Annotated in this window: 14 protein-coding genes and 2 pseudogenes; 9 read left to right on the top strand and 7 right to left on the bottom strand. The window is 57.3% G+C overall.

Features of this window, described 5'->3' with window-relative positions:
- The first annotated feature begins 179 nt into the window (after nt 1–179).
- Nucleotides 180–1,877, top strand: a complete 1,698-nt coding sequence (gene fadD1 / locus AB4O01_RS13140; protein ID WP_093430456.1) for a long-chain-fatty-acid--CoA ligase FadD1 — start codon at nt 180–182, stop codon at nt 1,875–1,877.
- 236 nt (nt 1,878–2,113) lie between these two features.
- On the opposite strand, the gene AB4O01_RS13135 is transcribed toward fadD1, so the two are convergent.
- Nucleotides 2,114–2,491, bottom strand: a complete 378-nt coding sequence (locus AB4O01_RS13135) for a hypothetical protein (protein ID WP_007917843.1) — start codon at nt 2,489–2,491, stop codon at nt 2,114–2,116.
- Nucleotides 2,492–2,688: 197 nt separating this feature from the next.
- On the opposite strand from AB4O01_RS13135, the gene AB4O01_RS13130 reads away from it, so the two are divergent.
- From AB4O01_RS13130 to def, 3 genes are all read left to right on the top strand, one after another.
- Complete coding sequence (locus tag AB4O01_RS13130) at nt 2,689–2,880, top strand: CsbD family protein (RefSeq protein WP_027612573.1); 192 nt, start codon at nt 2,689–2,691, stop codon at nt 2,878–2,880.
- Between the two features lie 164 nt (nt 2,881–3,044).
- Entirely contained in the window at nt 3,045–3,995 is a 951-nt protein-coding gene (locus tag AB4O01_RS13125) for a YihY/virulence factor BrkB family protein (protein WP_007917840.1), read from the top strand.
- Between the two features lie 2 nt (nt 3,996–3,997).
- Complete coding sequence (def, locus tag AB4O01_RS13120; protein ID WP_093430454.1) at nt 3,998–4,537, top strand: peptide deformylase; 540 nt, start codon at nt 3,998–4,000, stop codon at nt 4,535–4,537.
- A 126-nt stretch (nt 4,538–4,663) separates the two neighbouring features.
- Here def and AB4O01_RS13115 read toward each other — a convergent pair whose 3' ends face one another.
- Nucleotides 4,664–5,083, bottom strand: coding sequence for a GNAT family N-acetyltransferase (locus AB4O01_RS13115; protein ID WP_460091992.1), 420 nt, complete (start codon nt 5,081–5,083; stop codon nt 4,664–4,666).
- A 325-nt stretch (nt 5,084–5,408) separates the two neighbouring features.
- Between AB4O01_RS13115 and AB4O01_RS13110 the strand changes: the two are divergent.
- The 3 genes and pseudogenes from AB4O01_RS13110 to AB4O01_RS13100 all read left to right on the top strand — a co-directional run.
- Nucleotides 5,409–5,600 (top strand): annotated as a pseudogene (locus AB4O01_RS13110) (fatty acid desaturase); the annotation flags it as partial.
- Between the two features lie 547 nt (nt 5,601–6,147).
- Nucleotides 6,148–6,876, top strand: a pseudogene (locus AB4O01_RS13105) (PAS domain-containing protein); the annotation flags it as partial.
- 51 nt (nt 6,877–6,927) lie between these two features.
- The gene (locus tag AB4O01_RS13100) at nt 6,928–7,467 is read left to right on the top strand and encodes a methyl-accepting chemotaxis protein (RefSeq protein WP_225919999.1); all 540 of its coding nucleotides are present in this window, start codon (nt 6,928–6,930) and stop codon (nt 7,465–7,467) included.
- Between the two features lie 66 nt (nt 7,468–7,533).
- On the opposite strand, the gene AB4O01_RS13095 is transcribed toward AB4O01_RS13100, so the two are convergent.
- From AB4O01_RS13095 to AB4O01_RS13080, 4 genes are all read right to left on the bottom strand, one after another.
- Nucleotides 7,534–7,962 carry a hypothetical protein gene (locus AB4O01_RS13095; RefSeq protein WP_460091991.1) on the bottom strand — a complete coding sequence of 143 codons (429 nt, stop codon included), beginning with the start codon at nt 7,960–7,962 and terminating at the stop codon, nt 7,534–7,536.
- Between the two features lie 199 nt (nt 7,963–8,161).
- A complete protein-coding gene (locus AB4O01_RS13090; RefSeq protein ID WP_460091989.1) occupies nt 8,162–8,707 on the bottom strand; it encodes a hypothetical protein in 546 nt (181 codons plus the stop codon).
- Nucleotides 8,708–8,860: 153 nt separating this feature from the next.
- Entirely contained in the window at nt 8,861–10,285 is a 1,425-nt protein-coding gene (locus tag AB4O01_RS13085) for an MFS transporter (protein WP_460091987.1), read from the bottom strand.
- Nucleotides 10,286–10,410: 125 nt separating this feature from the next.
- Nucleotides 10,411–10,851 (bottom strand): PACE efflux transporter, encoded by a 441-nt coding sequence (locus AB4O01_RS13080; RefSeq protein ID WP_034153370.1) that lies wholly within the window; start codon nt 10,849–10,851, stop codon nt 10,411–10,413.
- Between the two features lie 122 nt (nt 10,852–10,973).
- Here AB4O01_RS13080 and AB4O01_RS13075 point away from each other — a divergent pair, with 122 nt between their 5' ends.
- Nucleotides 10,974–11,846, top strand: a complete 873-nt coding sequence (locus tag AB4O01_RS13075; protein WP_093430447.1) for a LysR family transcriptional regulator — start codon at nt 10,974–10,976, stop codon at nt 11,844–11,846.
- A 139-nt stretch (nt 11,847–11,985) separates the two neighbouring features.
- Here the strand turns inward: AB4O01_RS13075 and gntR are convergent, their stop codons facing one another.
- The gene (gntR, locus tag AB4O01_RS13070; protein WP_093430446.1) at nt 11,986–13,017 is read right to left on the bottom strand and encodes an HTH-type transcriptional regulator GntR; all 1,032 of its coding nucleotides are present in this window, start codon (nt 13,015–13,017) and stop codon (nt 11,986–11,988) included.
- Nucleotides 13,018–13,233: 216 nt separating this feature from the next.
- On the opposite strand from gntR, the gene AB4O01_RS13065 reads away from it, so the two are divergent.
- A complete protein-coding gene (locus AB4O01_RS13065; protein ID WP_095048167.1) occupies nt 13,234–13,767 on the top strand; it encodes a gluconokinase in 534 nt (177 codons plus the stop codon).
- The last annotated feature ends 8 nt before the right edge of the window (nt 13,768–13,775 follow it).

The following is a 13,775-nucleotide window of genomic DNA, read 5'->3' as shown; positions in this document are numbered from 1 at the left end:
TGAATATGACTGTAGGGGCCGCTTTTGGCTCTAGTCGACCCTTGGCAAAGCTGCTACTCTCGGCGCGCTTTGTGACTTCTCGGCCTGTATAAAAGCCAGATTCACCAATACCAAACACACACCAATAATAATCGCATCAAATGCGGTGAAGAATTCGCGTTGCTGAGGAGTGGGCTTCCATGATCGAAGACTTTTGGAAGGATAAATACCCGGCTGGAATTGCTGCCGACATCAATCCGGACGAGTATCCGAACATTCAGGCAGTGTTGAAGCAATCCTGCCAACGCTTCGCCAACAAACCGGCTTTCAGCAACCTGGGCAAGACAATCACTTACGGTGAATTGTACGAATTGTCCGGTGCGTTTGCCGCGTATCTGCAACAGCATACCGATTTGCAGCCCGGCGATCGAATCGCCGTGCAACTGCCCAACGTTCTGCAGTACCCGGTGGCCGTCTTCGGTGCGATTCGCGCCGGGCTGATCGTGGTCAACACCAACCCGCTGTACACCGCGCGGGAAATGGAACACCAATTCAACGACTCCGGTGCCAAAGCCCTTGTTTGCCTGGCGAACATGGCGCACCTGGCCGAAACCGTGGTGCCGAAAACCGGCGTCAAACACGTCATCGTCACTGAAGTCGCCGATCTGTTGCCGCCGATCAAGCGTCTGCTGATCAACAGTGTCATCAAGTACGTGAAGAAAATGGTCCCGGCCTATCACTTGCCCAAAGCCGTCAAGTTCAATGACGTGCTGAGCAAGGGCCAAGGCCAACCGGTGGCCGAAGCCAATCCCGACAGCGGCGACGTTGCGGTGCTGCAATACACCGGCGGCACCACCGGCGTGGCCAAAGGCGCGATGCTGACCCATCGCAACCTCGTCGCCAACATGCTGCAGTGCAAGGCGCTGATGGGTTCCAACCTCAACGAAGGTTGCGAGATCCTGATCACGCCGCTACCGCTGTACCACATCTATGCGTTCACCTTTCATTGCATGGCGATGATGCTGATCGGCAACCACAACATCCTCATCAGCAACCCGCGCGACCTGCCGGCGATGGTCAAGGAACTGTCGAAGTGGAAGTTCAGCGGTTTCGTCGGCCTTAATACGCTGTTCGTCGCGCTGTGCAACAACGAAGGTTTCCGCAAGCTGGATTTCTCGGCGCTGAAAGTTACGTTGTCCGGCGGCATGGCCTTGCAACTGGCCGCTGCCGAGCGCTGGAAAGCGGTCACCGGTTGCGCCATCTGCGAAGGTTACGGCATGACCGAAACCAGCCCGGTGGCCACGGTCAACCCGATCCAGAACATCCAGATCGGCACCATCGGTATTCCGGTGCCATCGACCCTGTGCAAAGTCATCGATGATGCCGGTGTCGAGCAGCCGCTGGGTGAAATCGGCGAACTGTGCGTCAAGGGCCCGCAAGTGATGAAGGGTTACTGGCAGCGTCAGGAAGCCACCGATGAAATGCTCGACAGCGAAGGCTGGCTGAAGACCGGTGACATCGCGCTGATCCAGCCGGACGGCTACATGCGCATCGTTGATCGCAAGAAAGACATGATTCTGGTCTCCGGTTTCAACGTCTACCCGAACGAACTGGAAGACGTGCTGGCGACCCTGCCGGGTGTGTTGCAGTGCGCGGCCATCGGCGTGCCGGACGAGAAGTCGGGCGAGGCGATCAAGATTTTCATCGTCGCCAAACCGGGTGTCACGCTGACCAAGGAAACCGTGATGGAGCACATGCGCGCCAACGTCACGGGTTACAAGGTGCCGCGTTCGGTGGAGTTCCGCGATGCGTTGCCGACCACCAACGTCGGCAAGATCCTGCGCCGCGAGTTGCGTGATGAAGAGCTGAAGAAGATCAAGGCCAGGTCCGCCGCCTAAAACACCAAGCCCCGCAGATGCGGGGCTTTTTGTTGGGTGCGGGGCAGGGCTTGGATTTCGCGTTGAGCCTACCCCTCACCCCAGCCCTCTCCCGAGGGAGAGGGAGCCGAACGGGGGCTGTTCAGAACCTGAGTTCGACTCGATATCTCAGGTCGGTGCAGCTCATCCAGACACCTCGGTCAGTTCCCTCTCCCTTGGGAGAGGGCTAGGGTGAGGGGAAGGGGGCTGCACAAATCCTACTGACGAAACGGCGCGAAATTCACGTTAGTCCCCGCCGGACGCATGTCCTGCAGATACGAATCCTTGTCCGCACTCAGTTCCAGGCTCAACGCCGCCTTGCGCTTGCCTTCGTTGCGAATCACCAGCCCCTCCAGCTTTTCACGCAGAAACACTGTCGGCACTTTCAGGTGCAGCAATTCGTCAGTGGCCGGTGTGTGCATCAGCAGGTGAATCCACTCGTACTGACCGATGGCCAGACGCGACACCGGCAGGTCGAACCACCAGATGTTGCGGTTACGGTTCAGTTCGGCGAAGTGGCAGTTGTTGGTGCCGAGCACGGCGCCGCCCAGTTCCTTGTTGCGACGGGCAATGGCCTGCGTTTTATCGAGTTTCATAACATTCCTGCGGGATCGGTTCCTGGCGCTTGACGCCCATATGTTGCGCATTCTCGGGGCTACGCACGCAAACATAAAGCCCAACCTGCACGCCGCGACGAAATGAGCCGCTGAAAATAAATGAAACTTGGCGCAAATCCGGCCAGTCAATCATTACGTACTGACTTTTCCCTCTTAATGCACCAAGGAGAAACACCATGAGTAGCACAGGCGATAAAGTAAAAGGCATGGCTAATGAAGCGGTCGGCAACGTCAAGCAAGGCGTCGGTAAAGCCACCGACAACACCAAGCTGCAAGCCGAAGGCAAACTGCAAGAGAAAAAAGGCGAGGCCCAGCAAGCGGTCGGTAAAGCCAAGGACGCCATCAAGAAAGGTGTCGACAAGGCGTAATTCAGCCTTGAACGAAATACATGAACGGCCATCCAAGGATGGCCGTTTTTGTGTCAAAAGCCTGCAGCAACCCGACGAGGTTCGCCAAACAGGCTACCGTGATGTAAAAAACGGCCCCTGAGTCGCCACGACTTCAACCTGTATTGCGGCGAAAGGAGACGCGAATGATATTTCCAGACATGAAAGGTCTGCCCCTGCACCGGGTGATGGTGCGCACGGTCACTGAATTCGTCGACGACGAGATGTCGACCTATGCCTCGGCACTGGCCTACCAGATGCTGTTCTCGCTGTTCCCGTTCATTCTGTTCCTGATCGCCCTGATCGGTTTCCTGCACCTGCCGGACTTTTTCTCCTGGCTGCGCCTGCAATCGGAACTGGTCCTGCCACCGCAGGCGCTGGAGCAGGTCAACCCGGTGATCGACCAGTTGCAGCAGTCCAAGGGTGGCCTGCTTTCCGTCGGTATTGTTATCGCCCTGTACACCGCCTCCGCTGGCGTGCGCTTGATGATGAGCGCGATGAACGCCGCGTATGACGTGGTCGAAGGCCGACCGATCTGGAAGCGTTTTCCACTGTCGATTGTCTACACCGTCGGCATTGCCGGCATGCTCCTGGTGGCCGCTGCGCTGATGGTGCTCGGGCCGCAGGTGATGGGCTGGATCGCCGCGCAGGTGGGGCTGGAAGACTTCATCGTCACCGTGTGGACCATCGCGCGTTGGCCGGTGATCGTGATTCTGATGATGGTCGCGGTGGCACTGATCTACTACGTCATGCCTGACGTCAAACAGGAATTCCGCTTCATCACCCCCGGTTCGGTATTGGCCGTGGTGGTGTGGATCATCGCCTCGTTGGGTTTCGCCTTCTACGTGAAGACCTTCGCCAACTACAACGCGATGTATGGCAGCATCGGGGCGATCATCGTGCTGTTGCTGTACTTCTACATTTCCGCTGCGGTGCTGTTGCTCGGCGCCGAGATGAATGCGGTGATCGAGCACATGTCCAGCGAGGGCAAGGATGCGGGTGAGAAAGTCCCCGGCGAACTCGATGAACATCCCAAACAACACGTCTCGGGCCTGGGCCGCGATCATTCGCTCAAGCCGGACACTGACGAAGTCTGATCATGATCCGTGAAATTCTGAAAATGGGCGACGAGCGCCTGCTGCGCATTGCCCCGCCCGTGCCGGTCGAGATGTTCGACAGCCCCGAGCTGTGGCAACTGATCGACGACATGTTCCAGACCATGGAAAGCGTCGGTGGCGTTGGCCTGGCGGCGCCGCAGATCGGTGTCGATCTGCAACTGGTGATCTTTGGTTTTGAACACAGCGAACGTTACCCGGACGCTGAAGCGGTGCCGCAGACGATCCTGATCAATCCGCTGATCACGCCGTTGAGTCCGTTGATGGAGGAGGGCTTCGAAGGGTGTCTGTCGGTGCCGGGTTTGCGTGGTGCGGTGGATCGTTATCAGCAGATTCGCTATGAAGGGTTTGATCCGAAGGGCGAGCCGATTGTGCGTATCGCGTCAGGTTTCCACGCCCGCGTTGTGCAGCACGAATGCGATCACCTGATCGGCCGGTTGTACCCGTCGCGGATCACCGATTTCAGCAAGTTCGGTTTTACCGAAGTGATGTTCCCTGATCTTGATCCCACAGCTGACGATTGATCCTGCAAACACCACATCCCTTGTGGGAGCGAGCTTGCTCGCGAATGCGGTAGATCAGTGACGTCTTCATTGACTGACACTCCGCCTTCGCGAGCAAGCTCGCTCCAACAGGTTTTGCATTGCACATCAGGATCGTGAGGGGGCCAGCTCCATCGCAATCATCGGCTTGCTCCGCGCATACCGGCTCAAGCGCTCCGCCATCGCCTGGGGCAGGGCCGGGTCGAACGTGAACCCGCGTCGCTCATAAAAACCGCGCAAATCCGGATGGCAGAACAGCCACACCGGCTCGCTCACATCCTGCACCGCCGCTGCAATCAGCTTTGCGGCAACGCCCTGTTCACGACACCCCGGATCAACGAACAACCCGGTCAACCAATGCCCGCCGGACACTGGCCGCAAGCACAACGCGCCCACAATCTCTCCGCGCCGCGCCACCCATAACTGTGCCTCGCGAACCGCTTTCATCGAGGACTGGTGGCTGCGGTAAAACTTGTTCATCAACGGCCATAACGACTCGTCGAGCAGGCTGTATTGGGTGTCGGGCATGGGATCGGACTGTCGGCGTGAAAAGCGCCGATTATAAAAGAACGCACGGCTCTGGATAGGTGTATACCTGACCTCACATCCCCTGTGAGTGGAGTACGCATCATGTCCAAAGGTATGGATTCAAAGAAAGCGGCGAAGAAGAAACCGGCCAAGACCGCGATTGAAAAACGCGCGGAGAAGAAAGCCAAGAAAGTCGACATCTTCGGTCACTGATCACGCCTTTCGGGAGCCCGGTTCTCGGGCTCCTGCCTGCATCCGAAAATAATCTGCAAGATTGCACTGCGTCGTTGCACAGAAGGGGACGATCCCCGTTCCGAGCAACGCCATGCCCCATTACTTCGACGCCGCCCATCGTCAGCAGGTCGAAACCCTGCGCCAACGTTTCACCGCCCGTACCGAGTGGCCGACCTGGCTGTTGCTGATTGGCGTCTATGGCGGTTGGTATGCCATTGTTCTCAATAGTCACTGGCTGGGCCGTGCCTTGAGCACCTTGGTGCTGATTCCGCTGTTGTTTTTGTAGTGCTGCAACTTTTGCCTTCGCGAGCAGGCTCGCTCCCACAGGAGAAACGCATTCCAATGTGGGAGCGAGCTTGCTCGCGAAAGCGTCCGCTCCGGCAGCATTTCTCCTCGTGCTGAACCGATTCTTGTGCAAAAAGTGCCAGATACTGGCCGACTAGTGGCCTTGCGCAAGGCTTCGTGCTGGCTATGCTATCTGTAACTAACTATGTCGACCGTCATGTCAAAACTTGGCTGAAATGCAGGGTTAGTCCGTGAATTCATGCTGCCAGAGTGCGCAACCCAAGGCACCGACACTGAACCAACAAGGAGCGTCGCTTACATGGAAGTTCTTCAACGCGTTAGGGCTGGCCCGCGTGCGGGCTATCAAGAGAAGGATGTCTTGATTAGAGCGTCGCTGCATGGACGCTCCGATTGATCATCATTTATCACCTGACAACTTCCTCCCGTGGAGGAATGCGTGTGCCTGTTCTGTGGAACGTAGTGGTGGATCGTGAAAGAACTGAACTTTCATCAAATCAAAAGTCCGCGCGGAAGGTGATACAACCATGTTCAACCTACATCACAAGGCTGACCTGCAGGAAATCGAGCGCTTCAGCTGCGCCCTGACCGAGGCCAATGCCAAGTTGGCCGCGATCAGCCGTTCGATGGCCATGATCGAGTTCAGCCCTGACGGCATCGTTCTCGATGCCAATGAAAACTTCTGCAAGACCATGGGCTACAGCGCCGATGAAGTGCGTGGCAAACATCATCGGGTGTTTTGTGAAGAGGCTTTCTATCGCAGCGAGGAGTACGCCAAATTGTGGCGTGACCTGGCGCGCGGTGAGCCGATCAGCGGCACTTTCCTGCGCTTGAACAAGGCCGGCAGGGAAGTCTGGCTCGAAGCCAGTTACATGCCGGTATATGGCCCGGACAAACAGGTCCAGAGCGTGATCAAAGTGGCCGCCGACATCACCGCTCGGGTTAATAAAGAACATGAAGAAGAAAGCATGCTGGCAGCGATCAGCCGCTCCATGGCGGTGATCGAGTTCACTCCGGAAGGCAATGTCATCGCCGCCAACGACAACTTCCTCAAGACCATGCAGTACTCGCTCAACGAAATCGTCGGCCATCATCACAGCCTGTTCTGCCATCGCGCCGAAGCCGAGTCCTCGCAGTACAAGGCATTCTGGGCCTCGCTCAACCGCGGCGAATATCACTCGCACCGTTTCGAGCGCAAGAACAAGTCGGGGCAGATGGTTTATCTCGAAGCCTCGTACAACCCGTTATTCGATGCCAAAGGCCGCTTGTACAAAGTGGTCAAGTTCGCCAGCGACATCACCCATCAGATGACCACGTTGCAGAACGCTGCCGAATCGGCCCACAGCACCTCGGTACAAAACGACGCCTGCGCGCAAAAAGGCTCACAGGTCGTGCAGCAAACCGTGCAGATCATTCAGGACATCTCCCGCGACCTCAACGAAGCGGCGGCGAGTATCGATGCGGTGAGCAAGCAATCGGACATCATCGGCACCATCGTCCAGACCATTCGCGGCATTGCCGACCAGACCAACTTGCTGGCGCTCAATGCCGCCATCGAAGCGGCGCGAGCCGGTGAACATGGACGCGGGTTTGCCGTCGTTGCGGATGAAGTGCGCAGCCTGGCGGCGCGAACCAGTCAGGCTACCTTGGAAATTGTCGAGGTAGTGCGCAAGAACCATGACCTGTCGCTGAGTGCGGTGTCGAGTATGCAGTCGAGCCTGAGCCGCACCGGGCTAGGTGTGGAGCTGGCGAATGAAGCGGGGGAGGTAATTCTGGAGATTCAGCAGGGATCGCGGCATGTGGTGGATGCTATCAGTCAGTTCAATGAGACGTTGCAGTTGAATTGAAGATGCCAAATAACAGCCCTTCGAAATGAGGGGCTGTTATCTGTAGGCATCAACAAGACAGACGACCTATTTTCGCAAATTGAAGTTTCCACGGACGTCTGCGAATTGGCTGTTGTCCAGCGATCTGGCGGTGAACTTGAAACTGCCCTTTACGGTGCCATTAACCAAATCTACTTCATCGATTGTGACCGAACCGCCCTCAGAAATTGAATCCCAGGAAGCACCCTGAAAGTTTTTCGGGTTGTAGTTGCCACCGACGGCTCCTTTTTCGAAGGCGTAAGTCTTGTTTGCCTCGATTTTTTTAGCGATATAGATATCAATCCCCTGAGCGGTGAGGACTTCACTCGCCCACCCGGCTATGTATGAATGGTCAGAACTTAAATCCATTACGAGCCGGCTGGTAGCAACCAGCACTTCGCCATTGCCGTTCTCATTCACGTATAGGGCAAAGTGTCCGCTGGCGTTGATAGCTGCATTTTTCATTTTATTGGTCATGACTTTCTTCCTTGTCGATAGTAGGTGGGAGCACGTCGACGCTAGGACGCGCTCGAGGTCATACTTCGGCAAGCAGAATCCGCTGTCTACTGTCAGAAATTACAGGTAAAGGGGCTGATTACCGGTTAACCGATGAAAGGCGCAAAGCCCCAAACGGAAAAAAAGGCCCTCGTGGGGCCTTCTTTCAATGTTATGAAACTTAGAGCGCAGCGAGAAACTTGCCCGCCTGCTTGTCGCTGTCCTTCACATCGTTGTCTTTTTCCGCCTGCGCCAACTTCATTTTGTCCTGCAAGCGCTCGGCGATCTCTTTGCCGATGGCCAGTTGTTTCTCCGGCGGCATGGCTTTGATGTCGTCTTCGGTCAGCCCCATGGACTGCAGGATACTGTCGCGCAGACGCTGTTCCGGCGTCTTGCTCATGTAGTCCTTGAACTCGTCAGTGGCGGATGCCGCCGAGGCTGTGGTGGCGTCGGTCGATTGCAGGTTCACGCGGGTCTTGGCGAACGCTTCGTCGACGTTATCGCTGATGCGTGTGGCTTCGCTGACTTGCTGGGTGGCGATCTGTGTGGCCGAGTCCTGCACCTTGGCAGTGGCTTCGGCGGTTTGCGCCTGGGGCTGGTTTTGCAGGGTTTGCAGCATTGCGCCGTGCAGACCACCTTGCAGACCGGCTGCGGCGATGGACGTCGCATCGTCATTCAACGCTTTGGGCAGGTGAATGATTTGCTGTTGTTTGGCACTGATCAACATGACGTGTAGACCTGTAGGTAATTGCTGACTCGCGTATCGGAGCAATTACCGTGCCTTTTGAATAAATCCTTTTATTTCAACAGCTTGATCATCATTCAGGTATTCGTGGCGGTCATCCCTTGCCGATAAGCGGCAGAGGATGACCGTTGTCCATCAGCGATGAGCGATGTTTTCCAGCGCCAGATTGCGCGTGCGCGGGCCGAACCAGCCGATGGTCAGCATCACGATCAGCATGCTGCTGACGATAAACGCCAATACCCCCGGCGTACCGAAATTGTCGAGAAACAAGCCGATCAACAAGCTGCTGAACACTGTCGACAAGCGACTGAACGAATAACAGAAACCCACGGCGCGCGCGCGGATGTTGGTCGGGAACAATTCGCTCTGGTACGAGTGATAGCTGAAACTCAGCCAGGCGTTGCAGAAAGTGATCATCACCCCGCAGAAGATCAGCCCGAATGCGCTGGTCTGCAGGGCGAACAAGGTGCCGAAGGTCATCGCGCCGAGGGCCGAACCGACGATCTGCCATTTGTTCTCGAAGCGGTTGGCGAACTTCACGAACAGCAGCGGCCCGAGCGGGTAGGCGAGGGTGATGATGAAGGCGTACATCAAACTGTGAGTGACGCTGACGCCTTGGCCGGACAGCAGCGCCGGCAGCCAGTTGCCGAAACCGAAGAAACCGATTGCCTGGAAGATGTGGAAGACGATCAGCATCAACGCGCGGCGACGATACGGCGGCTGCCAGATATCGGCAAAACGGCCCTTGCCTTCGACGTCGACGGGCACGGCTTCGGGGGCGTCCAGCGGTTTGCCGTAGTCCTTCTGGCAACGGGTTTCAATGTGGTCGAGAATCCGGTTGGCTTCCTCAAAGCGGCCATGCTGCGCGAGCCAGCGCGGCGATTCCGGCAGCCGTTTGCGCAGCCACCAGATAAACAGCGCAAACACCGCGCTGGCCAGCACCACCCAGCGCCAGCCGGAGACACCGAACGGCGCTTGCGGCACCAGCCACCACGACATCAATGCCACCGCCGGCACCGACAGGAACTGCACGAAAAACGCGAAGGCAAAGGCTGAACTGCGCATGCGTTTCGGCACCAGTTCCGAGAGGTAAGCATCAATGGTGACCAGCTCGATGCCCAGGCCAATGCCAACCAGAAAGCGCATGCAGATGATACCCAGCGCCGAACTCTGAATCCCCATCAACACCGTCGCCGCCGTGTACCAGACCAGGGCGAAGGTGAAGATCGCACGGCGGCCGAAACGATCCGCCAATGGGCTGAGCAGACTGGCGCCGAGGAACAAGCCGAGAAACGTTGCCGAGGCAAACGCCGCTTGATCAGAGAAACCGAACACGCCCTGATTGCCAGTGGCAAAGATCCCGTCGCGGATCAGCCCGGGGCTGATGTAAGCGGTCTGGAACAGGTCGTAGAGTTCGAAAAATCCACCGATCGACAGCAGCGCCACCAGCCGCCAGATCGTCGCGACCGCCGGAAGGCGATCGATGCGGGCGGACACCTGAGCGGCGCGGATCGGGTCGATGCCGTCGCTTTGCGCGGTGGCGGGGGCGTGTGCAGTCATGGGCTGGTCCATTTTTTATTGATGGAAAAGCTTAGCCTGCTATCGGAGTTCACGGATTGTGAATATCGGCGGATTAAACAGATAAACCGCTGAATTCTCGCAATATCTGCTTACGAATTAACGATTTATGCCGCAGCCGCCGAATCCGGTAGCGCCGAGGCTGGCAGCCCGAAAATCCGGTCAAACAGCCAGTTGAAGGCAAACGTGTAGCAGGGGATGAAAATGATCAGCGCCAGATCCAATAGAAACGCCTGCACCAGACTGATGTTCATCCACCACGCGATCAACGGAATCAGAAACACGATCAGCGTCAGTTGAAAGCCCACCGCGTGAGCGATACGGCGTTTCACTGTGCGCGTGCGCGATTGCTGGCGGCTTTCCCAGTGCTCGAACAACGAGGTGTAAATGAAGTTCCAGGTCACGGCGATGGTGGTGATGATCACCGCCAGTGGCCCGGTACTGCCCGGTGAAGTGCCGGACAACAACGCCAGACCGAGGGCGGAGAAGGTCATGCCGATCACTTCATAGAGCGACACATAGACCAGTTTGCGTTTGACGCCTTGCATGGGGAGTTGCCTCTTTCTTGCCGTTTGTTGGCCAGCGGGACTGGCGAAGGCGGCAAAAGATAGCTTCAATAGAGCTGACAGAAAAAGTCAGTAGCTTTCAGTTTTGTTGATAGGTGTGCAAAGTGAATTTCAACAGTGACAGCATCGAGCTGTTTCTTGCCGTAATCGAACGCGGCTCGTTTTCGGCGGCGGCGCGTGCGCTGGGCAAAGTCCCGTCGGCCGTAAGTATGGGCATCGGCAACCTTGAGGCGGAACTCGGTTATCTGCTGTTCGACCGCAGCCATCGCGAACCACAACCCACGGCAATGGCGCTGTCGCTGGTGCCACACGCGCGGCTGATCGCCGAGCAGCTCAAGCAACTGCAAGTACACGCGGTGGAACTGTCGCTGGGGCTGGAGAGCAAGCTGTCGATCGGCGTGGTCGCGGACATCGACCGGCGCCGTTTGCTGGCGGCGATCAAGCTGATCGCCGAGCGGCATCCGCTGCTCGATATCGAAGTGCTGACCGCGCCGCAGGACGACGTACTGGCGATGCTGCACAGCGGCCGCGTCAGCCTGTGCCTGGCGTTCGCCGGATTGAGCATGAATGTACTGGAGCGTTTTCAGTTTGTCGGCAGCGAACGGATGATCGCCACCCTGGCGGCGGACAGTCCGTTGTTGCAGGGGCAGGATCTGTTTCTCGAGGATCTGGTGCATGTACGGCAAATCATCGTCGCCAGTCGTGACTTGCCAATCAGCGAAACACGGCCGTTGGTGGCGGAGTCGTATTGGCGCACGGACAATCTCGAGACGGCCATGGAAATGGTCGAGGCAGGATTGGGTTGGGGTAATTTCCCGCTGTCGGTGGTGCAGTCGTGGATTGAGTCCGGGCGACTGAAACGGCTGAATTTCCGCAACATCGAAAATGGTCTGGTGATGCCGGTGCATGCGGTATGGCTCAAGAGCCAGCCCTTACAAAAGGGCGCACTGGCTCTGGTTGATCTGCTCAGCCACTAGCGACTGTGGAGATCCAATGTGGGAGCGAGCCTGCTCGCGAAAGCGTCGTGTCAGTCGGCACATGCTTATCTGACACAGCGCTTTCGCGAGCAGGCTCGCTCCCACAGGGATTGTGTTTCAACCTTGAATCTGTGGGAAGTCAGGTGCTTTCGCGAATCTTCAGTTCAAAGCCCATGTCTTCCACCGGACGCGCCACGCTGTTACCGGCCATCAACGTCAGCATCTGCTCCGCCGCGCGCCGGCCGATCGCTTCACGCGGGGTGTTGATGCTGCTCAGGCGCGGCACCATGTGCTCTGACATCGGCAAGTCGTTGAAACCGAGAATCGCTACCTGCTCAGGAATCTTGATGCCGTTGCGCAGCGCCTCCAGCAACGCACCCTGCGCCAGGTCATCGTTACCGAAGAAGATCGCATCAACGTCCGGATGCGCCGCGAGCAATTGCAAAAACAACTCCCCGCCCAAGCCCACCGATGAAGAACGAGGCGTCAGTACTTCCAGATCCGGGTCGTAACGTCCGGCCTTTTGCAACGCTTTGCGAAAGCCTTCACCGCGCAACAAGGTGCGCTGATCAAGTTGCGCACCGATGTAAGCCAGACGCTTGCGCCCACGCGAAAGCAAATGTTCGGCCGCCGTTTCACCGGCACTCAGTTGCGAGAACCCTACGCAATTCACTCCGGCAGCGCTGTCCAGTTCCATCATGTACACGCAGGGAATGTTGCTCGCCTCGATCATCCGTCGCGAACTTTCCGTGCGATCAAACCCGGTCAGCAAAAATCCACGCGGCTGATAGGCCATGTAGTTGCGCAGCAGGTTTTCTTCTTCATCGCGTGAATAGTGGAAGTTGCCGATCAGCACTTCGAAGCCTTTGGGCGTGAGCACCCGATGAATGGCTTCCAGCGTATCGATGAACAGCAAGTTGGATAACGAAGGCACCAGAACCACCACCGAATGGCTCTGCGCCGAGGCCAATGCGCGGGCGGCAGGGTTGACCACGTAGTTGAGTTCGAGCGCGGCTTTCTGGACTTTTTCCACAAGGTCAGTGGCCACGGTGCTGACACCGCGCAAGGCCCGGGAGGCAGTAATCGGGCTGACACCGGCCAAGCGAGCAACTTCATTCAGGGTGGGACGGCCGGTGGTGCGAGTGTTTTTATCGTTTTTAGGGGAGGTCATCGGGCGGCTTGCCAAACAAAAATCAAGGCACTAAGGTAGCGCTGTCCTGATGCAGCTGTAAATGCGTAAGCGAAGTCCTGCCTGATCTTCGCTTTTTGGCGTTGGGAACAAACCTGCTGCAACCCAAAAAAACGACAAGAAGGCGTCGGCAACTTCTGCCTGTGCACTAGAGTCATAGCTAGCAAAGGTAGCGCTGTCTGCGCGCTGAGGTGTTATATGAGTCATCCCATCACCGCCCTGGTCATCATGGGCGTTGCCGGTTGCGGCAAGACGTGCGTCAGCGAGGCCCTGTGCCAATTGAGCGGCGCCACTGCCATTGAAGGCGATACTTTCCATCCGGCCGCGAACATCGAAAAGATGAGCGCGGGGATCCCCCTGAACGACGACGACCGTGCCGGCTGGCTCGACAGCCTGTGCGATGAACTGCGTCGCGTTGACGCGCTGGGCAAACGCCCGGTGCTGACCTGCTCGGCCCTTAAACACAGTTATCGCGAAGTGTTGCGCAGCGCCTTGCCGGGCCTGGGTTTCGTGTTTCTTGAATTGACCCCTGAAGTTGCCGCTGAACGTGTGTCCCACCGTCCGGGCCACTTCATGCCCGCGACGTTGATCGAAAGTCAGTTCGCCACCCTCGAATCGCCGAAGGGTGAGCCGTTGACGTTGGCGTTGAATGCTTCGATCCACAGTGTTGAAGAACTGGCGTCCCAGGCTCACGTCTGGTGGCAGGCCCACGGTCTGAAACAGGCGGTATGAGTGTGTTG

This window comes from Pseudomonas sp. S2_E02, from assembly GCF_054668355.1.
Note: the sequence above shows the minus strand (reverse complement) of the source record. Positions and strands in the feature narration are given on the sequence as shown.

Bases quoted from the DNA above. Each gene is read 5' to 3' on its own strand.
- AB4O01_RS13125 (WP_007917840.1), top strand. From the start codon at position 3,045: ATGATATTTCCAGACATGAAAGGTCTGCCCCTGCACCGGGTGATGGTG.
- gntR (WP_093430446.1), bottom strand. From the start codon at position 13,017: ATGACCTCCCCTAAAAACGATAAAAACACTCGCACCACCGGCCGTCCC.
- AB4O01_RS13135 (WP_007917843.1), bottom strand. From the start codon at position 2,491: ATGAAACTCGATAAAACGCAGGCCATTGCCCGTCGCAACAAGGAACTG.
- AB4O01_RS13095 (WP_460091991.1), bottom strand. From the start codon at position 7,962: ATGACCAATAAAATGAAAAATGCAGCTATCAACGCCAGCGGACACTTT.
- fadD1 (WP_093430456.1), top strand. From the start codon at position 180: ATGATCGAAGACTTTTGGAAGGATAAATACCCGGCTGGAATTGCTGCC.
- AB4O01_RS13115 (WP_460091992.1), bottom strand. From the start codon at position 5,083: ATGCCCGACACCCAATACAGCCTGCTCGACGAGTCGTTATGGCCGTTG.
- AB4O01_RS13100 (WP_225919999.1), top strand. From the start codon at position 6,928: ATGACCACGTTGCAGAACGCTGCCGAATCGGCCCACAGCACCTCGGTA.
- AB4O01_RS13080 (WP_034153370.1), bottom strand. From the start codon at position 10,851: ATGCAAGGCGTCAAACGCAAACTGGTCTATGTGTCGCTCTATGAAGTG.
- AB4O01_RS13090 (WP_460091989.1), bottom strand. From the start codon at position 8,707: ATGTTGATCAGTGCCAAACAACAGCAAATCATTCACCTGCCCAAAGCG.
- def (WP_093430454.1), top strand. From the start codon at position 3,998: ATGATCCGTGAAATTCTGAAAATGGGCGACGAGCGCCTGCTGCGCATT.
- AB4O01_RS13130 (WP_027612573.1), top strand. From the start codon at position 2,689: ATGAGTAGCACAGGCGATAAAGTAAAAGGCATGGCTAATGAAGCGGTC.
- AB4O01_RS13065 (WP_095048167.1), top strand. From the start codon at position 13,234: ATGAGTCATCCCATCACCGCCCTGGTCATCATGGGCGTTGCCGGTTGC.
- AB4O01_RS13085 (WP_460091987.1), bottom strand. From the start codon at position 10,285: ATGACTGCACACGCCCCCGCCACCGCGCAAAGCGACGGCATCGACCCG.